The 21,361-nt window shown below is 39.2% G+C and carries 27 protein-coding genes; 21 read left to right on the forward strand and 6 right to left on the reverse strand.

Annotation, left to right across the window (positions count from 1 at the left end):
- Positions 1-44: 44 nt before the first annotated feature.
- From gspG to nfuA, 11 genes are all read left to right on the forward strand, one after another.
- Positions 45-494, forward strand: coding sequence for a type II secretion system major pseudopilin GspG (gene gspG, locus A6E04_RS17195; protein ID WP_012551338.1), 450 nt, complete (start codon positions 45-47; stop codon positions 492-494).
- A 34-nt stretch (positions 495-528) separates the two neighbouring features.
- The gene (gspH, locus tag A6E04_RS17200) at positions 529-1,125 is read left to right on the forward strand and encodes a type II secretion system minor pseudopilin GspH (protein ID WP_065611963.1); all 597 of its coding nucleotides are present in this window, start codon (positions 529-531) and stop codon (positions 1,123-1,125) included.
- The gene (gspI, locus tag A6E04_RS17205; RefSeq protein ID WP_012551336.1) at positions 1,115-1,492 is read left to right on the forward strand and encodes a type II secretion system minor pseudopilin GspI; all 378 of its coding nucleotides are present in this window, start codon (positions 1,115-1,117) and stop codon (positions 1,490-1,492) included. The genes gspH and gspI overlap by 11 nt, the downstream gene beginning before the upstream one ends.
- Positions 1,479-2,144 (forward strand): type II secretion system minor pseudopilin GspJ, encoded by a 666-nt coding sequence (gene gspJ, locus A6E04_RS17210; RefSeq protein WP_065611964.1) that lies wholly within the window; start codon positions 1,479-1,481, stop codon positions 2,142-2,144. The genes gspI and gspJ overlap by 14 nt, the downstream gene beginning before the upstream one ends.
- Before the next feature lie 14 nt (positions 2,145-2,158).
- Entirely contained in the window at positions 2,159-3,178 is a 1,020-nt protein-coding gene (gene gspK / locus A6E04_RS17215) for a type II secretion system minor pseudopilin GspK (RefSeq protein WP_083199071.1), read from the forward strand.
- The gene (gene gspL, locus A6E04_RS17220) at positions 3,147-4,406 is read left to right on the forward strand and encodes a type II secretion system protein GspL (protein WP_139078859.1); all 1,260 of its coding nucleotides are present in this window, start codon (positions 3,147-3,149) and stop codon (positions 4,404-4,406) included. Before gspK ends, gspL begins: the two co-directional genes overlap by 32 nt.
- Complete coding sequence (locus A6E04_RS17225; protein WP_065611966.1) at positions 4,406-4,897, forward strand: type II secretion system protein M; 492 nt, start codon at positions 4,406-4,408, stop codon at positions 4,895-4,897. Before gspL ends, A6E04_RS17225 begins: the two co-directional genes overlap by 1 nt.
- Entirely contained in the window at positions 4,894-5,655 is a 762-nt protein-coding gene (locus tag A6E04_RS17230; protein ID WP_012551331.1) for a type II secretion system protein N, read from the forward strand. Before A6E04_RS17225 ends, A6E04_RS17230 begins: the two co-directional genes overlap by 4 nt.
- Before the next feature lie 9 nt (positions 5,656-5,664).
- A complete protein-coding gene (nudE, locus tag A6E04_RS17235; RefSeq protein ID WP_012551330.1) occupies positions 5,665-6,216 on the forward strand; it encodes an ADP compounds hydrolase NudE in 552 nt (183 codons plus the stop codon).
- Between the two features lie 5 nt (positions 6,217-6,221).
- Complete coding sequence (gene cysQ / locus A6E04_RS17240; protein WP_065611967.1) at positions 6,222-7,040, forward strand: 3'(2'),5'-bisphosphate nucleotidase CysQ; 819 nt, start codon at positions 6,222-6,224, stop codon at positions 7,038-7,040.
- Between the two features lie 118 nt (positions 7,041-7,158).
- Positions 7,159-7,743, forward strand: a complete 585-nt coding sequence (gene nfuA / locus A6E04_RS17245; protein WP_012551328.1) for a Fe-S biogenesis protein NfuA — start codon at positions 7,159-7,161, stop codon at positions 7,741-7,743.
- A gap of 86 nt (positions 7,744-7,829) precedes the next feature.
- Here the strand turns inward: nfuA and recG are convergent, their stop codons facing one another.
- Both recG and A6E04_RS17255 read right to left on the reverse strand, forming a co-directional pair.
- Positions 7,830-9,911: an ATP-dependent DNA helicase RecG gene (recG, locus tag A6E04_RS17250; protein ID WP_065611968.1), complete on the reverse strand. Its 2,082-nt coding sequence runs from the start codon at positions 9,909-9,911 to the stop codon at positions 7,830-7,832.
- A gap of 15 nt (positions 9,912-9,926) precedes the next feature.
- Positions 9,927-10,259, reverse strand: coding sequence for a DUF2500 domain-containing protein (locus A6E04_RS17255; RefSeq protein ID WP_012551326.1), 333 nt, complete (start codon positions 10,257-10,259; stop codon positions 9,927-9,929).
- A 273-nt stretch (positions 10,260-10,532) separates the two neighbouring features.
- Between A6E04_RS17255 and A6E04_RS17260 the strand changes: the two genes are divergently transcribed.
- Together A6E04_RS17260 and A6E04_RS17265 are read left to right on the forward strand one after the other, a co-directional pair.
- Positions 10,533-10,898 (forward strand): hypothetical protein, encoded by a 366-nt coding sequence (locus tag A6E04_RS17260; RefSeq protein WP_012551325.1) that lies wholly within the window; start codon positions 10,533-10,535, stop codon positions 10,896-10,898.
- 871 nt (positions 10,899-11,769) lie between these two features.
- Entirely contained in the window at positions 11,770-12,012 is a 243-nt protein-coding gene (locus tag A6E04_RS17265; RefSeq protein WP_065611969.1) for a YecH family metal-binding protein, read from the forward strand.
- 48 nt (positions 12,013-12,060) lie between these two features.
- Here A6E04_RS17265 and A6E04_RS17270 read toward each other — a convergent pair whose 3' ends face one another.
- The 3 genes from A6E04_RS17270 to rsmD form a co-directional block, all read right to left on the reverse strand.
- Positions 12,061-12,672 (reverse strand): YhgN family NAAT transporter, encoded by a 612-nt coding sequence (locus tag A6E04_RS17270; protein ID WP_065611970.1) that lies wholly within the window; start codon positions 12,670-12,672, stop codon positions 12,061-12,063.
- Positions 12,673-12,812: 140 nt separating this feature from the next.
- Positions 12,813-13,085 (reverse strand): DUF1145 domain-containing protein, encoded by a 273-nt coding sequence (locus A6E04_RS17275; RefSeq protein ID WP_065611971.1) that lies wholly within the window; start codon positions 13,083-13,085, stop codon positions 12,813-12,815.
- Positions 13,086-13,688, reverse strand: a complete 603-nt coding sequence (gene rsmD, locus A6E04_RS17280) for a 16S rRNA (guanine(966)-N(2))-methyltransferase RsmD (RefSeq protein ID WP_017020959.1) — start codon at positions 13,686-13,688, stop codon at positions 13,086-13,088.
- 70 nt (positions 13,689-13,758) lie between these two features.
- Here rsmD and ftsY point away from each other — a divergent pair, with 70 nt between their 5' ends.
- The 6 genes from ftsY (at position 13,759) to glpG (ending at position 19,294) form a co-directional block, all read left to right on the forward strand.
- Positions 13,759-14,991, forward strand: coding sequence for a signal recognition particle-docking protein FtsY (gene ftsY / locus A6E04_RS17285; RefSeq protein WP_012551321.1), 1,233 nt, complete (start codon positions 13,759-13,761; stop codon positions 14,989-14,991).
- 3 nt (positions 14,992-14,994) lie between these two features.
- A complete protein-coding gene (gene ftsE, locus A6E04_RS17290; protein ID WP_012551320.1) occupies positions 14,995-15,663 on the forward strand; it encodes a cell division ATP-binding protein FtsE in 669 nt (222 codons plus the stop codon).
- Positions 15,656-16,609, forward strand: a complete 954-nt coding sequence (ftsX, locus tag A6E04_RS17295; protein WP_012551319.1) for a permease-like cell division protein FtsX — start codon at positions 15,656-15,658, stop codon at positions 16,607-16,609. Before ftsE ends, ftsX begins: the two co-directional genes overlap by 8 nt.
- Positions 16,610-16,836: 227 nt before the next feature.
- Entirely contained in the window at positions 16,837-17,697 is an 861-nt protein-coding gene (gene rpoH / locus A6E04_RS17300) for an RNA polymerase sigma factor RpoH (RefSeq protein WP_012551318.1), read from the forward strand.
- A gap of 426 nt (positions 17,698-18,123) precedes the next feature.
- A complete protein-coding gene (glpE, locus tag A6E04_RS17305; protein WP_017020961.1) occupies positions 18,124-18,447 on the forward strand; it encodes a thiosulfate sulfurtransferase GlpE in 324 nt (107 codons plus the stop codon).
- A 7-nt stretch (positions 18,448-18,454) separates the two neighbouring features.
- Positions 18,455-19,294, forward strand: a complete 840-nt coding sequence (gene glpG / locus A6E04_RS17310) for a rhomboid family intramembrane serine protease GlpG (protein ID WP_065611972.1) — start codon at positions 18,455-18,457, stop codon at positions 19,292-19,294.
- A gap of 52 nt (positions 19,295-19,346) precedes the next feature.
- Here the strand turns inward: glpG and A6E04_RS17315 are convergent, their stop codons facing one another.
- A complete protein-coding gene (locus A6E04_RS17315) occupies positions 19,347-19,757 on the reverse strand; it encodes a flagellar basal body-associated protein FliL (RefSeq protein ID WP_012551315.1) in 411 nt (136 codons plus the stop codon).
- 121 nt (positions 19,758-19,878) lie between these two features.
- Here A6E04_RS17315 and A6E04_RS17320 point away from each other — a divergent pair, with 121 nt between their 5' ends.
- On the forward strand, positions 19,879-20,451 hold the full coding sequence (locus tag A6E04_RS17320) for a chorismate--pyruvate lyase family protein (protein WP_017020963.1): 573 nt from the start codon (positions 19,879-19,881) through the stop codon (positions 20,449-20,451).
- Positions 20,448-21,305 (forward strand): 4-hydroxybenzoate octaprenyltransferase, encoded by an 858-nt coding sequence (gene ubiA, locus A6E04_RS17325; RefSeq protein WP_012551313.1) that lies wholly within the window; start codon positions 20,448-20,450, stop codon positions 21,303-21,305. The genes A6E04_RS17320 and ubiA overlap by 4 nt, the downstream gene beginning before the upstream one ends.
- Positions 21,306-21,361 lie beyond the last annotated feature (56 nt).

Consider the following 21,361-nt stretch of genomic DNA (forward strand, 5'->3'; position numbering starts at 1 on the left):
TCTTTTTTATTACTATGTTGAATTTTTAACGTCAGGAGTCATTCATGCAAGTCAATTCCGCTCAACGTAAACAAGGTGGCTTTACACTTTTAGAAGTGATGGTCGTTATCGTTATTCTTGGTGTGCTAGCTAGCTTAGTTGTCCCTAATTTATTGGGTAACAAAGAAAAAGCCGATCAACAAAAAGCGATCACAGATATCGTAGCACTAGAAAACTCATTGGATATGTACAAGTTAGATAACAGTGTATACCCAACGACAGATCAAGGCTTAGAAGCATTGGTATCGAAACCATCAGCAAGTCCAGAGCCTCGTAATTATCGTGCTGACGGTTATATTCGTCGTTTGCCAAATGACCCATGGGGTTATGAATACCAATACCTGAGTCCTGGTGATAATGGCACGATTGATATCTTCTCTTTAGGTGCTGATGGTCAAGAAGGCGGTGAAGGAGCTAATGCAGATATTGGTAACTGGAACATGCAAGACTTTTAATAAGTCATAAGCTTATCGTTAATTAAGAGCAATGATGAAGATAAAACGTGAGGTTGGGTTTACCCTAATCGAAATAATGTTGGTATTGGTGCTGCTGTCGGTAAGTTCGATGGCGGTCATCATGAGCTTACCTGAAAGTCGAGATGATCATCTTGAAGAGCAGGCCTCACGTTTTTATCAGTTAGTTCAGCTTCTCAATGAAGATGCTTTACTCAACGGGATGGATTACGGCATCTATTTCAATCAAGAGCGACAAGAATATCGCTTTATGACGTTAACGGTAGATGGCTGGCAGCCTCTTGAGAAAAGTCGCTTTTTTACTGAAGTGAAAATAGAAAAAGACATCGAATTTGAGATGGAGTTAGGCGGTTCCGCATGGGCTGACGACGATCGCTTATTTGAACCGGGTTCTTTGTTTGATGAAGACATGTTCGCGGATGTCGAGAAAGATAAAAAACCGAAACCGCCGCAAGTAATGGTGTTATCAAGTGGTGAAGTGACCCCATTTTTATTTCGCCTTTTTCCTGCGAAGGTAAGTGGAAACCTTGATAATCAAACGTGGTTAATTAAAGTGGATGAATCTGGTGTGATCACGTTGGATAAGCCAGGGGAAGAAGACGATGAAAAGTAGTCATTATGTGCACTCTCGGCACAAAGGCATGACGTTACTTGAAGTCTTAGTTGCCCTTGCTATTTTTGCTACCGCCGCATTAAGTGTATTGAGATCCGTTACTCAACACATCAATACCTTAAGCTATTTAGAAGAGAAAACCTTTGCTTCGATGGTGCTAGATAATCAAATGGCATTAATGTTGTTAGATAAACCACCAACTTCGATTAAAAAAGGGAAAACAGAGCTTGCAGGTCAAACGTGGTATTGGACCATTGCCCCAGTAAAAACGACGTCTAATATTTTAAAATCAGTGGACGTATCTGTAGCAACAACCAAAGACCAAAAATCCCCACTATTAACGGTAAGAACGTATGTTGCGCCGTAGTCATATTAATAAACGATCTCGAGGTTTTACGCTGATCGAGGTGATGGTCGCTATCTCTGTATTTGCCACATTAAGTTTTTCGGCGTATCAGGTGGTGAATCAAGTACAGCGCAGTAATGCTCTCTCTTTGGAAAAAAGTGAACGAATTAAAGAATTACAGCGCAGTTTGGTTTTTCTTGATAACGACTTTCGTCAAATTGTGGCGCGTCAATTCAGAAGCAATGGAGAAAAAGCGGATGGAAAGTTAATTTCAGCAGATGACTATTTATTGGATTCAGAATCTCAAGGTATTTTGTTTGTTCGTTTAGGTTGGAAAAATCCACAGGAAGCCTTCCCGCGAGGTGAGATCACCAAAGTGGGTTATCGCGTCGTTGAAAATAAACTTGAACGTTTATGGTGGCGTTATCCTGATACCCCTGTTGGTCAAAAGCCAGTGGTTACGCCATTAATCGATGGCGTCGAAGAGATTAAATTTGAATTTTATGACGGTAAAACATGGCAAAAGAAATGGCAGAAAAAGAATGAGCTGCCATTTGCTATTAAGCTTCTTATCGTGTTTGAAGATTATGGGGATGTAGATCGAATTTATCTTACGTCAGGTTATCAATTGGATGAAAGCAACAAAAATGACGATGAGTCCAAGGGCGGTTAATGAATAGAGTATTAATGAACCGTTCTCATAAAAATCAAAGCGGAGTTGCGTTGATTGTTGTATTGCTTCTATTAGCGATAATGGTGACGATTGCCGCTCAAATGTCAGAGCGTTTGTTTATTCAGTTCCATCGTGCTGAAAATCAGTTGAATCATCAACAAGCGTATTGGTATTCCATTGGGGTTGAAGCACTAGCCAAGGCAGGTATTGAAGAAGCCTACAAAGATGGAGATACCATTAATTTAAGCCAGATGTGGGCGACAGAAGAAACAACGTACCCATTAGATTACGGTGAAGCGTTTGGTGGAGTGAAAGATAAGCAAGCTTGTTTTAATTTAAATGCATTAAGTAATATAGAACCAAGTGCCGATCCGTCTGTACGTCCATTTTTAGTGACCGTATGGATGAATTTATTGGAATCTGTTGAGGTAGAAAATTATTTAGCGGAAGTGATCGCGGATTCTAGCTGGGAATACATGGATGCTGATGATGTGGTTCGTTCGAGCTCTGGTGTTGAAGACAGTACGTATCAATCCTTTAAGCCTCCTTATTTAGCACCAAATGGATGGATTGCAGATGTGAGTGAGTTACGAGCGATTAATGGTGTCACCGCTGAGGTTTTTAAAGCGGTATCGCCATTAACTTGTGCTATTCCAACGGCAAACTGGTATTTGAATGTGAATACATTACAACCAGAGCAAGCAAACATTTTAGTGGCGTTATTTTCACCGAATTTAAGTGAAAGCGATGCTCAAGAGGTATTAGAAAACCGTCCGTTTGATGGCTGGGCAAGCGTTGAAGATTTTTTATCAGAGTCGGCCATCAATCGAGTGGATGAGAATATAAAAACAAAAGCCAAACCGTATTTATCAATAGATAGTCAGTTTTTTGAGTTAGATGCTCAAGTATTAGTAGAAGAATCACGCGTACGTGTGCGTTCTTTATTGCACAGCAGTGATAAGAAAGTGGTGAACGTTATCCGTCGCCAATATGGAGGAATGAGTGAGCGAACATCTGATAATAAGGCTGAATAGTCAACCATCAGATCCCATTCAATGGATCGTCTGGTCACCAGAACAAAAAGAAGTCATCGCTTCGGGCGAATTAGTTTCCTCTGAAACGTTATCCTCGTTAACTCAATACGCAGAACAACGCATTGTTTCTGTATTATTGCCGAGCAGTGATGTTTTATTAAGAGAAGTCGCGATTCCAGAAGGGGCGGCTCGACAGTTTTCATCCATGTTACCTTTTATTATTGAAGATGATTTGGCTCAGGATGTTGATGATTTACATATCGTCATAATAAAGAAAAATAATAAAACAGCGCAAATTGCTATTGTTGAACATGAAAAAATGGACACTTGGATTACTCAGTTAAAGGATGCTGAAATTCACGCTAAACAGTGGTTACCAGATGTACTCACTTTGCCTTATCAAGAGGATGGCTTATCGCTCGTACAATTGAATGATCAATGGTTGATTCGTCATCAGGAGCATCAAGGTGCGGTAGCTGAATCGAGTTGGGTTTCTGTATTGTTAGATGGCATGGTCATCTTCGCGAATGCACAGAAGTTAGAAAGCCAGAGTGACGTCGATGAAGCGGAAAGTGAATCAACGCCTGTTGTTGTGATCCATGCTTATTCTCCTTGTGAAATAGAGATCGATAATGCCAAAGTACATATAGAATCCCCTGAATTGGTGATGCAGCTATTAGCTGAAGGTGCTATCCATTCCAAAGTGAATATATTAACGGGAAGGTATCGTCCTCAATCGTCTTGGCGCAAACACTGGCGGATATGGCAAAAAGTGATTCTGGCGTTTGGTTTAGTGATGGTTGCGTTTGTTGGACAGCATATTTCTGAAGTGCAAAAATTAGAACAACACAGTGTTGCTCTTCGAGCTGAAAGTGAACGTATTTTTCGTGAGATTTTTCCAGCGAAACGAAAAATACCAACCTCAAGTTATCTGAAGTCTCAAATTAAAAATGAAGAGATGCGCTTGCAAGGTGGAGCGGGAGGGAACGATCTTTTAGGCTGGATGGCCGAGCTTCAACCTTATTTAGCAAAGGTGCCTCAAGTTAAACTAAAAAGTTTAAAATTTGATGGAAAGCGTGATGAGTTACGTCTTCAAGCCAGTGCTGCTGATTTCCCTTATTTTGAGCAATTGACGTCAGAATTGGGCACTCAATTTGTGGTCGAGCAAGGACAACTTAATAAAAACCAAGGCGAAGTTTTTGGTGCCATTGTCATTAGGAGAAAATAATGAAAGCATTAATGACATGGTGGCAAAGTATTTCACCACGTGAACGTATTTTGGTTGGTGGTGGTAGCATCGCTTTGTTGATCGCTTTGATTTATTGGGGAGGTATAAAACCCCTCAATGAAAGAGCGGAACTGGCTCAAAATCGTATTAACAGTGAACGTAATTTATTGGTTTGGGTACAAAAGAAAGCCGATAACATAACGACATTACGTGGTGGTACTTCTCATAATGCACAAACCAGCATTAAACCGATGAATCAAGTAATACCAAGTAGTACCAATCGTTTTAAGATTGAACTGATCAGAATGCAACCTCGCGGTGACGTTATGCAAGTGTGGGTAAAACCATTGCCATTTAATTCATTGATAAACTGGTTGGCTTATTTAAGAGACGCACAGGGTATTGATGTGCAGTTTTTAGATATTGATAAAGCCGAAGTGGAAGGTATGGTTGAAGTGAATCGTCTGCAGCTAAGTCGAGAGGCATCATGAAGTTTAAATTATTGATTGCGACGGTATTTTCGACGTTTTTTACTTTTAGTGCGTTATTGCATATGCCGATTCAATGGGTGATTGACCAAGCACCAAAAGTAAACGGTTTAGCATTAACTGGGTTATCGGGTACACCATGGAAAGGACAAGTGGATTCATTATCTTGGCAGCGTGTTAATTACGGCCAAGTTCAATGGGAAATTGACCCACTGGCTATCCTAAAGGGCCACGCTGAATTTGCGGTGCGTTTTGGCCGGGGCAGTGAGCTCGGTTTACGTGGTAAGGGAATGGTTGGTTATAGCGTATCAAAAGGCGCTTATGCTGAAAATGTGGTGGCGTCTTTTCCTGTTGCTAATATTTTGAATCGATTACCAATGGCGGTGCCTGTTTCACTGCAAGGGCAAGCGGAGATTACCGTTAAATCGTTTCAGCAAGGTCAACCTTGGTGCAAACACGCTGAGGGTGAGGTTGTTTGGTCTGGTGGTAAAATCGTTTCTCCATTGGGAAATATTGATCCGAAAACCGTGATTGCGGATACAACGTGTATTGAGAGCAAATTAACGGTTGTGAGCAAGCAAAACTCTTCGGATGTCAGTAGTGAATTTAATATTGTGTTGAATCCAAATCGTTCTTACCAAGTGAATGGATGGTTCAAACCAGAGTCGAGCTTCCCATCTAGCTTTAGAAGCCAGCTAAAATGGCTAGGCAAGCCTGATGCAAAAGGGCAATATAGAGTGACTTATTCCGGACGTCTTTAAGGGTATATGATGGCTAAAAAACAATTGCCGACCATCTTAGATAAACGAATTGAAGCGAAATCAAAACTGTTTTGTATTGAATCGGTTGATCTGCGTTTTTCAAATGGTGTGGAACGTACTTATGAACGAATGAAACCAAGTGGTCGTCATGCGGTTATGATGGTTCCTGTTACTGAGCAGGGTGATTTACTCTTAGTTCGTGAATATGCGGTTGGGACTGAACGCTATGAGCTTGGGTTCCCTAAAGGATTAATCGATGAAGGTGAAATGCCAATAGAAGCGGCAAACCGAGAATTGAAAGAAGAGATTGGCTTTGGTGCAGAGAAATTAACAGCATTAAAAGAATTGGTTTTAGCGCCGTCTTATTTCTCGAGTAAAATGACGCTTTTTGTTGCCCAAGGCTTGTACCCTGAGAGATTGGAAGGGGACGAACCTGAGCCATTAGACATTGTTCGCTGGCCATTAAGTCAAGCGTCTGAATTACTTCATCATCTCGATTTTTCAGAAGCAAGATGCATTAGTGCATTATTGCTTGCTCAACAATTTTTAGAAAAGGAGTGATATTGATGGATTCTACGTTTTCACATCTTCTTCCTGACGTGATCAAAATTGCTCGCGCTTCAGGTCAATTGATTTTAGATATCTATGAAAAAGGCGATTTTGAAGCGTTTATTAAAGCGGATCAAACGCCAGTGACAAGTGCGGATTTAGCTGCTCATAAATTGATCATGGAAAAGCTGTCTCAACTGACGCCTGATATTCCAATTTTATCTGAAGAAGACGCGAATGTGTCTTTAGAACAACGTTCTCAGTGGGAGCGCTATTGGTTAGTTGATCCGCTTGATGGAACTCAAGAGTTTATTGCTCGTAGTGGTGATTTTGCTACCATCATTGCATTGGTTGAAAATAACCGTCCTATTATGGGGGTTGTTTATGCGCCGGTTTCTGGTGTCACTTATTATGCTTATGAAGGTAAAGGTGCATGGAAAATCCCTGATATGGATGAAAGTGTGCGCATTAGCACGCTTAAGCATGAAGAAGAGAAGCAGCCAATTGCGGTTGCGATAAGTCGTCGCCAAAACATTAATAACATTACTCGCTGTATGAGTTCTGAATGGAATTATGATTTAGTGCCATTGGGATCCGCCGCCTTAAAAGCCTGTTTGGTTGCAGAAGGTGCTGTCGATTGTTATTTACGTTTGGGGCCAACAGGCGAGTGGGATACCGCAGCAACACAATGTATTGTTCAAGAAGCGGGTGGTCGTATATTATCAACCAAGCTTGAACCACTGTCGTACAATGAACGAGAGTCGTTAGAGAACCCTAATTTTATTGTATTAGGTGACGAGAATCTTCCATGGGATTCTATTTTAATTTGTGAATAATGAGCACCAATCTTGATAAATTGATTATTAAGATTGGTATAATTTCGGTTCGATACTCGAAATTCAGTGTTTTTCAGAGTACAATCCTTAATCATACTAATTTAGTCAGGTATTACTTGTGACTTCAATCAATATTACTGAAAGTGCTCAAGAGCACTTTGCAAAACTTCTGGCACAACAGCCAGAGGGGACAAACATTCGTGTATTCGTGGTTAACCCAGGAACTCAAAATGCAGAGTGTGGCGTATCATATTGCCCACCGGAAGCGATTGAAGCGAACGATACTGAACTGAAATTTGAAAACTTATCTGCGTATGTAGATGAGCTAAGTTTGCCTTTCTTAGAAGATGCAGATATCGATTACGTTACGGATAAAATGGGCTCTCAATTAACATTGAAAGCGCCTAACGCAAAAATGCGTAAAGTAAATGATGATGCACCGTTATTTGAACGTGTTGAATACGCGATTCAAACTCAAGTGAACCCTCAGCTTGCTGGCCATGGTGGTCACGTAAGTCTAATGGAAATCACCGAAGCCGGTATTGCGATTGTTCAATTTGGTGGTGGCTGTAATGGTTGCTCGATGGTTGACGTGACATTAAAAGAAGGCATTGAAAAAGAGCTTTTAGCTCAATTTGAAGGTGAATTAACGGCGGTTAAAGATCTGACAGAGCATGATCGTGGTGAGCACTCTTACTACTAATCAGAACGCTGATGTTGTAAATGTGAAAAGGTGAGTATGTACTCACCTTTTTTGTGTCTATGGCATTATTATGAGATTAATTAAGCTTAAGCGTTTGAGTAAATATCTCGTTCGCCAAGCCAGCGCTGAATAATGGCTTTTGCATTACTTGGGTAACTGTCATGAATATAACGTGCAATGCGTTGGACTTCAGGGATTAAGTGTTGATCTCGAACTAAATCGGCAATTTTAAAATCTGCTAATCCTGTTTGTTTTGTTCCTAATAACTCACCGGGCCCACGAATTTCTAAATCTCGTTGTGCGATGACAAAGCCATCATTACTTTCGCGTAGCACACTTAATCGCTTTTGTGCCGTTTTAGATAATGGGGCGTGATAAAGCAGAACACAGTGACTTGCTACTGTTCCTCGACCCACACGGCCTCGTAATTGATGTAATTGAGCAAGACCTAATCTTTCTGGGTTCTCTATGATCATTAAGCTTGAATTTGGTACATCGACACCGACTTCAATAACGGTAGTGGCTACTAACAAATGTAACTTACCTTCTTTGAATTCTTGCATGATGTGTTGTTTTTCTTGCGATTTCATTCTGCCATGAACTAAACCAATATTAAGTTCTGGTAGTTGTAAGCGAAGTGATTCTGCTGTGTCTGATGCAGCTTGTGCCTCTAGTACTTCTGAATCATCGATTAACGTACATACCCAGTAGGCTTGACGTCCATCTTCAAGACAGGCTGTTTTTACTTTATCCACGATCTCGCTTCGGCGGGTATCAGGAACCGCGACCGTTTGAATTGGTGTTCTTCCCGGCGGTAATTCATCAATTACAGAGGTTTCAAGATCAGCATACGCTGTCATTGCCAAGGTTCGAGGTATTGGCGTTGCTGTCATGATTAATTGATGTGGATAAGCCCCATTTTTTAGCCCCTTTTCTCGTAGCTCTAGGCGTTGGTCAACACCAAAACGATGTTGTTCATCGATAATCACCAACGCGAGATGGTGAAATTGAACATGTTGTTGGAAAAGTGCGTGAGTGCCCACTATCATTTTTGCTTCACCGCTAGCAATACGGGTTAATTCTTTTTCTTTCGCTTTTCCTGTTAGCTTTCCTGCTAGCCACCCAACAGGGATACCCATGCTCTCAAACCACTTGGTAAAGTTAATGGCGTGTTGTTCTGCTAACAGCTCTGTAGGGGCCATTAATGCAACTTGGTAACCATGTTCTATGGCTTGTACTGCGGCTAATGCAGAGACAAGGGTTTTACCTGAGCCAACATCCCCTTGAACTAAGCGCATCATTGGGTGTGGTTTTGCTAAATCGTGTTCTATTTCAGCCACGACTCGCTGTTGTGCATTTGTTGGGGTGAAGGGGAGCTGTGCTAATAATTTTTGCTTTAGATTACTTCTTGTTGTTAATGGTAACGCATTTTCTTGCTGGCCTTTACTGCGTACCGATAGCATAGATAGGTTCTGTGCTAATAATTCTTCAATAATCAATCGTTGTTGTGCTGGATGCTTTCCTTCATCAAACGCTTCTAAGTTAATTGAAGGATCAGGGCGATGAATAATATGCAACGCTTGATTTAGCGTTATTTGATTATTGTATAACCCTTGTGGTAATAATTCGGTGACCGCGGCTTTGTCTAAGAGTACAAGTGCTTGATCGGTAAGGCTGCGGAGTGTGTTTTGGCGAAGACCATCAGTCGCAGGGTAAACGGGGGTTAATGTTGCTTCAATGTCTAAAGGTTTAGAGGGAGTATGAAATTGATAATCAGGGTGAACAATTTCTAAACCTACACCGCCTCGTTTTATCTCTCCGTAAGCATGGACTAATTTACCTTCACTAAAATGGTTTTTCATTCCTGCATTAAAATTGAAAAAGCGCAGTGTAATCGTTCCGTTGCCATCACTGATTTTTACTAACAGCATTTTTCTTTTGCCAAATTGAAGATCACAAGACATGACATTGCCTTGTACTGCGGCAAATAAGCCGGCATAAACACGTGCTATTGGGTAGACTTTGGTTCGATCTTCATAGCGTAGAGGCAGGTGAAAAAGTAAATCTTGGATACTAACCAAACCAATTTTAGCCAGCTTTTCGGCTACTTTCGCGCCGACACCAGCCAGAGAGGTTAATGGGGTGGCTGAAAGTAATTGGTTGGTCATAATGTGTCCCTGAAATTAGTCTCGCTTTAACGCAAAGTGATGAAACTTACGTCCTTGATAAGTCATTATACCTTTATCGCCAGGGTTTAGAGCATTAAAAAAATGAATGCCTACTTCAAATTCTCTTTTGGGGCCAAAATTTCCTTTCTGTACATAAATCCAAAACTCTTGCCCTTCTTCTCCAGGTTGGGCATCGGTAATCTCAATGATCTGTTTATCAAGAATAGTCACTTCTGTTTTCATCTCAGGGGCATTTTCGCCAAGCATGTATTTACTTTGAAAGCGCTTAAATAATACCGCAGCGATGAGGATGAAAATAAATAGCGTAACGATATAAATAACTGGCATGGTTGTCCTTAAACTTACGAGTGATAAATACGTTTTATTCTACCGTTTCTATAAAGAGGAGATAATGACTATTTGTCGAGAGTGTGGGGGTTTTCTATTTATTTCTTCTATTATTTGTTTATTAATAATGTGACAAATTAGAATTTGAGATCTGACTCGAAGATTAAAAATAAGAAAAGCGTTTTTATAAGTATAAAAATAAAGGTTATCTGTGTGTTTGATTTTCAATTCGAGTACAGTAGAAAGAATAAAGTGAGTTGCTAGGAGAGTGAAATGTCGGATATTGATCTTGTGGTAAAACAAAGCAGGAAAATAGAATCGTTATTAAAAATGCATTATCACGCTGAAGGTAAAGGCTTACATCAACTGATCAGTAGTTGTGAAGAGCGGTTACCACACGATGTAATTAAAAAATTACGCTTTATAGCTACGATAAGAAATAAAGTGGTGCATGAAGATGGGTATAAATTAGAGGATAAAGCAGGTTTTAAGAGTGCTAGCCAAGAATCAATTGATATTTTGACACCTAGAGCGAGCCGCTTTCTTTGGAAACTAGTTTTCTTTATTGTGTTGTTTTCTACGTTGATTTCAGTTGGTATCTATTTGATTCACTGGGATAATATTAAGAATCTATTCTAATATCTTCTTTTCTGATATAAAAAAACGGACGCAAATGCGTCCGTTTTTTTATATAAACTTATTTGAATGTATATTAGTACATCATTGGCAGAGTCATTAGTCCAACAACTACGGCTATCATCATAAGTCCTTGTTTTTGCGATGAAGTAATCATTATTATGCTCCTTTAATGTCTTCTATCATTGCTTGACAAATAGAATAGCATCATTTTCGTACTTTGATCAACCCCTGAGTGCTCTAAAGCTTGAAAAAATAACTTTTCTCTGACAAAAGTGTGCTTTTATCACTGTTTTAAGGTTATCTTTTGTCTGTTGATATATCGGTTTATTATGTTGATTTTGTGTTAGGTTGGTATAAGTTACTGATAAGTATGGGCTAAATGCTATTTTTACTCGTTTGATAATTAATCACTTATTTATCGTCTTGTTTTGGGGCTTAGCGTGCCCATTTATAGTGATAGTTATCTTTCTCTTTTTATTTTTCCAGTTTATTGCTGTAAATCATTGATCATTTGCCTAGTTGCTTACTTCTAACACTAAAATTAGTCTAAAGATCTTGTTTTCATTCAGTGTATTTCGTATTTTTTCTATACTTAAATTTAATTTGTTATTTTTAAGTTATTGTTTTTTATTGATTTAAGTTTGTTTTCTTGTGGTTTTGAATGTATTTTCATGTCTTGGGTGGGAGTTTTTTTAGCATAATAAGGGCGTGCAGATAGGAAGCAGTAAATAATGCCTATTTTTACGTTTTCATTGAGTTTGCAATACTACTGATAGAGATTAAAAACGGTAAGTTTAGATCTATAACAAAAGTATAGACGATGATCTTTGTTATGCTGACGATAAGACCTTATATTTTATTAGGAAGCGCAATGAAGCAAGATGTCCATGGACACAGTGTATTAAACATTCTACTGAACTCTGAGGTTCCTTTACCTCGTGCTGAGTTAGAATTGAGGGTTATTACGGAGTTCGGTTCTGACGTTTGTTTCCATACATGCAGTCAGCAAGAGTTAACGTTAAATGAATTACTGACTTTTTTATTATCTAAGAAGAAAGTAATAGAAACCAATGATGGCTTAATCGCAGACCCTGAACGCATGTGTAATCATTAAATACAAAAAAGGTCGCTAGTAAGCGACCTTTTTTATAATTGCATAAAACTACATGCCGATGGTTGTTGTTGCATATTTAAAGTAACTCATGATGCCATCTAGGAACATTTGAACTGAAATCATTAACAGTAACATGCCCATTAAGCGCTCTATTGCAGCGAGTCCTTTTTCTCCTACAACTCGTTGGAATAAATCAGAGAACATTAAAATGATGGTGGTTGCAGCCCAAGCGCCTAATAGTGCTAAACTCCAATCAGCCATGCGATTAGGTTCTTGGTGAGCCAATAATAATAATGTGGCCAAGATAGAAGGCCCTGCAATCATAGGTATTGCGAGAGGCACAATTAAAGGTTCGTCACCGGCCCCTAAACTCGCCCCTAATCCCCCTTCTGGTGGGAAAATCATTTTTAAACCGATTAAAAAGAGAATGATGGCACCTGAAATAGACACGGCTTCTTTTTTTAAACTTAAGAAGTTTAGTATTTGCTCTCCCATAAAAAGAAAAGCCATCATAATAGACAGAGCAATCAGCAGTTCTCTAATTAAAATAATGCGTCTTCGCTTTTTCTCTACGTGTTTAAGGATAGAGGTAAATACAGGTAAATTACCCATTGGATCCATGATCAAAAAAAGCATGACTGCTGCGGAGAATGTGTCCATAAATGAGTACCGAAATTAGAAACGTAAGAATAAGATGAGATCATAACATACATAGTGAATTGAAAAGTGGCAGAACGAATGACTGATAGGCATAAAAAAAGGAACAATAAATGCTCCTTAATACTATCGTTTGATGAGGGTTATTTTTCCATCATGTGTTTTGTTCTTATATCGAGTAATGCAAAGACACCAAAAATCAGAATGGACCATTTTTCCCATCGGCTCATGGTGATCTTATCGCCGAATGCGCCAATAAAGATAAGCGTCTGTAAGCCATGCATCATGAATAAGAAGGCGGTCATGATATAGAGGGCAATGGCTGCTTTTCCTGGGAAAGGCATAAAAATATTTAATAATAAAATTAGCCAAACAAACCCTATGGCTGCTTTGGCAAGAATGATCAGTCCTTTCATCTATTCCTCTCTTTCATATAGTTTAAATGTAACTTGTCCTGCGGTTTTATCTCTATGTAATCGCCAATGAGCAGGCGTTGGCAATGAGCTTAGTTCTTTTTCCGCTTCAATGTAAATCATTGCATTTTTAGTAAGCCAACCATTTTGTTCTAATTTAGTTAATGTTTCTTCTAGTAGGTCTTTTCTAAAAGGAGGATCAATAAAGACGACATCAAATGGCGTGGGAGTTTGGTTTAAATACGCTAATGCATCGATATGATGAAGTTCTATATTATCGGCTTTTAGGCTTTCTGCATTTTGTTTTAATTGGGTATGAGCTTGTTTGTTTAATTCAAGCATCACAACGTGTTCGGCTCCACGAGAGGCCGCTTCAAATCCTAAACCACCGCTACCAGAAAATAGATCCAAGCAACGAGAACGAGGAATATCAAGGGCTAACCAATTAAATACGGTTTCTTTTATGCGATCAGTTGTGGGTCTTAATCCCTCTGCATCATGCACTGGAAGTTTACGTCCACGCCAGCGTCCGCTGATGATTCGGATACTTCCAGAGGCTCTATTTGTGTTAGAAGTGCGAGATGAATGTTGTTTACGTTTAAGCATAGATTTTTTGACCGCTAAGAAAGTGATAGTATACGAGAAAATAGTACCAATTTAATTCTAGGATTTCTCAATGACAGGCAAAAAGAAACGCGGATTATTGTCTTGGTTAGGTTTTGGTGATGAAGAAAAAGCCGAACAACCAACAGTAGAGCAACAATCAGTAGAAGAAAGCACTGATGAGAGTGTAATTGAAGATGTTCAAATTGAACAGCTCAAAGAGAATGAAGAGGTTACGACTTCCATTGAAGTGGATGAACCACAGCAATTGGAGGTAATTGACTCTACACTTGAAGAAAATAAAGAAGAAGAGCTGGTTGTTGAGGCTGTAGTCGTTGAAGAAATTGCGACGTCTAATATTGAAGAAGTACAAGAAAAGCCAACAGAAAGTTTTTTTGCTCGATTAAAGCGCAGTTTACAGCGCACAAAAGAAAACATTGGTGCGGGATTTTTTGGTTTATTCAGCGGTAAAAAAATAGATGAAGATCTATTTGAAGAATTAGAAGAGCAATTATTGATTGCTGATGTGGGGATGGATACCACTGTTAAAATTATTAATAGCTTAACGGAAAAGGCAAGTAAGCGTGATTTGAAAGATGGTGAAGCTTTATATGGCCTGCTAAAAGAAGAAATGGCTGAGATTTTAGTTAAAGTGGAACAACCTTTAGTCATCGATGAAAAAAACAGCCCTCATGTAATCTTAATGGTTGGTGTTAATGGGGTAGGTAAAACGACGACAATTGGTAAGTTAGCCAAACAATTTCAAAATGATGGTAAGTCCGTCATTTTAGCGGCGGGCGATACGTTCCGTGCAGCGGCAGTTGAACAACTTCAAGTGTGGGGTCAACGTAATGATGTCCCTGTTATTGCGCAGCACACTGGTGCCGACAGCGCCTCGGTTATTTATGATGCCATTGAAGCCGCAAAAGCTCGAAAAGTAGACGTTGTGATTGCAGATACTGCAGGTCGTCTCCAAAATAAGAGTAACTTGATGGAAGAGTTGCGTAAAATTGTACGTGTAATGCAGAAGATAGATCCATCAGCGCCTCATGAAGTGATGCTAACGCTTGATGCGGGTACTGGTCAAAACGCCATTAGCCAAGCCAAACTATTTAGCGATGTTGCACCGGTTACGGGAATTACATTAACAAAATTAGATGGTACTGCAAAAGGTGGCGTAATCTTCTCTATTGCCGATCAATTTCAAATCCCAATCCGTTATATTGGTGTTGGTGAAGGCATTGATGATTTACGTCCGTTTGTGGCGCAAGATTTCATTGATGCGCTATTTAGTCGTGAGGAATAACATGTGATTCGATTTCAGCAAGTTTCAAAAGCCTATCGAGGTGGTCGCCCAGCATTACAAAAAGTAAATTTTCACCTTAATAGAGGCGAAATGGCTTTTTTAAGTGGTCATTCCGGCGCAGGTAAAAGTACCTTGCTGAAATTGATCTGTGCGATTGAACGTCCAAGTGACGGTAAGATTTTATTTAATGGGCATGATATTACGAAGATCTCTAATCAAGATATTCCCTTTTTACGTCGTAATATTGGCATTGTATTTCAAGATCATAAATTATTAATGAATCGCACTGTTTTTGATAATGTTGCATTACCTATGCGTGTTGAATCAGTGAGAGAGAATGACATTAAACGTCGTGTATCTGCAGCATTAGACAAAACGGGCTTATTAGATAAAGCAAAGAGCTATCCGATGCAGTTATCAGGTGGTGAGCAACAACGAGTAGGTATCGCTCGGGCTGTCGTTAATAAGCCGATGTTGTTATTAGCGGATGAACCAACGGGTAACCTTGATCCTCAATTATCTCGCCAAGTGTTTAACTTATTTGCTGAGTTTAATCGTGTGGGTGTGAGTGTATTAATGGCATCGCATGATTTGTCATTAATTGGTGGTAATAAATACCGTCGTTTTGATCTTCACCAAGGGTGTCTACGTGAGGTAGCTGAACATGGCTAAGCGTAAAGCAAAAAATACTCAAGGCGCATCGAATGATGGATTTTGGGCTTCTCATAAAAAACAGGCAAGACTTTCTTTTCAAGAACTATTACGTCGCCCATTAGGTAACTTATTAACACTTGCTGTTATTGCTATGTCGCTAACTCTGCCTTCAACGATGTATTTGGTGGGTAAAAACTTAACGATTGTTGCTTCAAAATGGCAAGCACCTTCGCAAGTGAGCTTGTATTTACAACAAAACGTAGCTGAATCAAAAGTGTTAGAATTAAAAACAGAATTGGATGGGTGGGAAGAGGTTGAAGCGATTCAATACATTTCTCCACAAGAAGGGTTAAAAGAACTCAGTGAGCATTCTGGTTTTGAACAAGCCTTAACATTACTTGATAGTAATCCTTTGCCCGCAGTATTGATTGTTTCACCTAAAACGGAATGGCAAACGACAGAGAAAGTGAATCAGTTAGTGAGTCGTCTAAAACAGCAGTCTTATGTCAACGAAGTTCGCTTGGATGATGACTGGTTAATGCGTTTAGATGCCATTAAGCATGTTGCTGTCGTTGTGGCGACAACGTTAGCTGTTTTAATGTTTATTGCTGTCTTCCTTATTGTTGGTAATACATTGCGGTTTAATGTGTTGGAACAAAAAGATGAAATCCAGGTGATGAAGTTAGTGGGAGCAACAAATACCTTTATATTACGTCCTTATTTATACACTGGGATGTGGTTTGGTTTACTCGGTGGTTTTATTGCTTGGTTCTTAACGGCCATTATTACCGTGACTCTGAATGGTGCGGTCGATAATGTTGCTGTACTTTATGACAGCGTGTTCCGCTTGATCGGGTTAACATGGGATGAAAGTTTATTATTACTGATGCTGTCTTCCTTTTTAGGTTTATTGGCGGCAAGAATCTCGGTGTTACGTCATTTGAAAGAGATAGAGCCAGTATAAGGATTTAAGTACTGTTTTTATCTGTTGTGATCCATTTCTTAAAAAGCCGTTAATTATCTGAATTAGCGGCTTTTTTATTTTTTGTTTATGAAAAACTGAACTTAGTTAACAGAAATTAGTCCATAAAGTGTGGATAATTTTCCGCCTTTCCCTTGCAGTCTGTTTATTTTAAGTACATTATTGCAAGGTTAAGTTGAAGTTAAATCTAGATATAAATGGGGATTTGAATGTCGAAAGAGATGTATTCAATGGCTGTCGTTTCTCAAGATAGCATCGATAGCTATCTACGTTCTGTTAATCGTTACCCGATGTTAACGGTTGAGAAAGAGCGCGATCTTGCTGAACGTCTACACTACAAAGAAGAAATAGAGGCGGCAAAAGAGCTGATTTTATCTCATCTACGCTTCGTTGTTCATGTCGCTCGTGGATATTCTGGTTATGGCTTACCTTTGGCGGATCTTATCCAAGAAGGTAATGTTGGTTTGATGAAAGCAGTAAAACGATTTAACCCTGAAGTGGGTGTTCGTTTGGTTTCATTTGCAGTGCATTGGATTAAAGCTGAAATTCATGAATACGTATTAAGAAACTGGCGTATCGTGAAAGTAGCAACAACCAAAGCGCAGCGTAAACTGTTCTTCAATCTTAGAAAGAATAAAAAACGTCTTGGTTGGTTTAATAATGGCGAAGTTGAAGCCGTTGCTAAAGACTTAGGTGTATCGCCTTCTGAAGTTAGAGAGATGGAATCCCGTCTTGCAGCTCAAGATTCTACGTTTGAAGCTCCAACCGAAGATGACGACCGTGATATGGCGTTTACCGCGCCTGTTTATTACTTAGAAGATAAGCAGTCAGATATTGCTCATTCATTAGAAGAAGATAATTGGGAAGATTACACCAATAATCGTTTGGCTAATGCGATAGCAACGTTAGATGACCGCAGTCAACATATTGTTCAATCTCGTTGGTTAACTGATGAGAAGACGACGTTGCAAGAGTTAGCTAACACTTATTCTGTGTCTGCTGAGCGAATTCGTCAGCTTGAAAAGAACGCGATGAAAAAATTAAAAGATGCTGTAGGAGATATATTTTAACTACCGCATTATCGTTATACACAGAAGGCTGAATCCGAAAGGGTTCAGCCTTTTTTATGGTTAGGGTATTGCGATTAGGATCATAAGGTGTTTTTAAATCTTGTGTGTAACTAGAAGATTACCTGTGTAGATCTTAACGATTTTTTGATGAAGCTAGGTGAATCAGTCAGTAAGGAGGGTATTTACTATCCACACTTTAAGAAGGATCTTTACTACATGTTGTGGATCAATTTTTACAAAACCACTTTATCAACGTAATTCACAGGTTTTTCCACAGGCGGTTAAAAAAAGAACAGTTATTTTTGGTGTGATAATCAATGTGGATAATAACTTTGTGTATAACTTTGCTTAACCCTTACTGTCTCTGTGTTTTTCTTGTGGTTAATCGAGAGTACAATAGTGCTAAATAAATAATAAAGGCTCAATATGGAACAGTTTCAACATATTTCAGTAACGGATGCACAAGAAAAGCTAAATCAAAAAGATCATAATGCAAGAATGGTTGATATTAGGGATCCACAATCTTTTGGGCGAGGCCATGTTGATGGTGCGTTTCATTTGACTAATGACACGATCGTGACGCTAATGAATGAAGTGGAATTTGAACAACCTGTTTTAGTGATGTGTTATCACGGACACAGTAGCCAAGGTGCGGCACAATATTTAATTAACCAAGGCTATGAAGAAGTTTATAGTGTTGATGGTGGTTTTGAAGGCTGGCATAAAGCAGGCTTGCCCGTAGAAAAGTAGAGAATTTATGCATCGATTGATCGCGTTATCAAATCCAAGAGCTGGTCAGGCCTTTATTGATTATATGGCTTCACGTCATATTGATCTTCGTATGATGCCAGAAGGGGAAGGCCAGTTTGCGTTATGGGTAGTGTCTGATGATACTTATCTATTGGAAGTTGAATCGGAACTACAAGCGTTTTTAAAAGATCCTAATGCGACAAAATATCAATCAGCATCGTGGGATATGGCCGATACTCGTACTGCTAAATTTTCTTATTCTTCACCCAATATGATGAATATGGTAAAAGCCAAAGCCGGTGTGTTTACGTTATTCATTATGGTGAGCTGTATTATTATTTTTGCTTTGCAGCAATTTGGTTGGAATAATTCAGTCTTTCAATTATTGCACTTCCCTGAAAACCAAGGGCAAAGCATTGAGATATGGCGTTGGTTCTCTCATGCGTTACTTCACTTTTCAGCTACTCACATTATTTTTAATTTATTGTGGTGGTGGCAGCTTGGTGGAGACATTGAATTACGTTTAGGTCGAACAAAACTGGTTCAGTTGTTCTTGTTTTCTGCTTTATTTTCAGGACTTGGACAGTTTTGGATAGATGGTGCTAACTTTGGTGGTCTATCTGGTGTTGTGTATGCGTTATTAGGCTATTCGTGGTTTATTGGTTGGTTGGCTCCTGAAAGAGGTATCTCAGTGTCTAAACCTATCGTAGGGTTTATGCTGATATGGATCATTCTTGGGTATGTTCAGCCTTTTATGGCGATTGCGAATACTGCACATTTAGTGGGATTGATTACCGGTTGTGCTTTTGCAGCAATTGACAGTCAATTCAAGTTTAAAAAAGCGTAATAAAACGAAATAAAAATAGAGCAAGAAGATTATTTCTTGCTCTATTTTTTATTTATTGGTAGATATATTTAGTAAACAATAAGTCCACAGCTAATGTTTTCCCTGTCTCAGCAAGCAGCAGTTCATTGATTGCCGTTAAGCATTCTTTTCTGATTTCTTCACGACCAGCCAATGATTTAATTCGGTTCTCAGGTTGTTGTCCAAAGACTTCAACTAATACATTACGGATTTGTGGATTATGATGCTCTAGAAGTGGAACTTCACGATTATCGGCAACCATAATGTCGATGCGAACTTGTATGTATCCGAGCTTTTTCCCTGTAGTAACAAAATTAGTGGTTAGATCGGGTGCTAAGGTGAAGTAACCCATTTTAGGTGTCGTTTCGTCGGCTGCTAAAACAGCAGGAGCAAAAAGTTGGCTAATAATTAGCAGTAGTCCTGCAAATAATGATTTCTTTGTCATTTTCTAATCCATTCATCCGTCAATTTATTTTATTACTTGTTACAATAGTCGGCAGTTGTGAGAAAAAATTAACCGTAATCTCTCAATATTATTGATATATGTGAGAGATGTTATAGAGAATATGTCAGAGATCAATTCTTGGTGTGCTTCTGTGCTTAAAAAAGTGCAATGGCAAGACGCCGATACGTTTACGTGTAGCAATGAATGGCAACAGTATTGGCTGTTAGGCCTAGATTCGTTGTCACGCCGTTTAGAGCAACATTGCCAAGTGTTGTCTGTATCGGTATTGGATAATACACATGTTGATTCCAGCGCTTTAAGAGCAGATGAAATTGCCCTTATTGGCGATGGAGTGTGCCTAAGACGTAAAGTTGTTTTACGAGGTGATGCTGTCGATTGGATTTACGGGAGAACATTAATACCGTTATCTTCTTTACAAGATCAGCCCCACGATTTAACGAAGCAAGGTCATGTACCGTTAGGCATTACTGTTTTTAGTGCTCAAGACGTTTTTAGAGATCAATTACAAGTAGCAAAAATTTTAACCGAGAAGGGGGAGTTGTTTGCTCGTCGTTCTCGTTTGTGGATGAATGGAAAGCCAATGTTGGTGGCGGAATTATTTTTACCTAAGGCATCTATTTATTCGGATAATTATTATTTAGAAAAAAACAATTCAAAGGGAAGTGAAGAATGACTCTGTCAAAAGCGAAGGCGTTTTGGCAATTAACGAGAATGAATCGTCCGATTGGCTCGTTGTTATTGTTATGGCCAACATTGTGGGCTTTATTTTTGGCGGCTGATGGAATTCCAGATTGGCATGTACTGATTGTATTTATACTCGGTGTTGTATTTATGCGTTCGGCAGGGTGTGTCATTAATGATTTTGCTGATCGTAAAGTGGATGGGCATGTAAAGCGGACGGCTAATCGCCCATTGCCTTCTGGATTAGTTTCTTCTAAAGAAGCACTTATTCTTTTTTCTGTATTGGTTACGTGTTCATTTATTCTGGTTCTAACCATGAATACATTAACGATTATGTTATCGAGTATTGGGGTTTTGTTAGCGATCGCTTACCCGTTTATGAAACGCATCACGTATTTACCGCAATTTGTACTGGGATTGGCGTTTAGCTGGGCAATCCCGATGGCTTATGCGGCAGAATCAAATCAAGTTCCGCCTGAGGCGTGGTTGTTGTTTGTGATTAATGCGGTATGGACAATTGCTTATGATACCCAATATGCAATGGTAGATAGAGATGATGACCTCAATATCGGTATCAAATCGACCGCGATTCTATTTGGACGTTTCGATAAGCTCATGATAGGCCTACTGCAACTGACCGTACTTACTTTATTGATAGCATTAGGTATACAGCTTTCGCTTCCAAGCCTATATAACTGGGGTGTCTTAGCCGCTGCAGGGTGTTTTGTGTATCAACAATGGTTAATTAAAGGACGTGAAAGAGAGGCTTGTTTCGAAGCGTTTTTAAATAATAACTATGTGGGTGGTTTTATTTTTGTCGCCATAAGTGCGAGCGTACTTATTTAATGACGTCAAAACTTTAAATTAGACGCATAAAAAAACCAGTACGTTTCGTGTACTGG

This window comes from Aliivibrio logei, from assembly GCF_001691055.1.
Lineage (GTDB): Bacteria > Pseudomonadota > Gammaproteobacteria > Enterobacterales > Vibrionaceae > Aliivibrio > Aliivibrio salmonicida.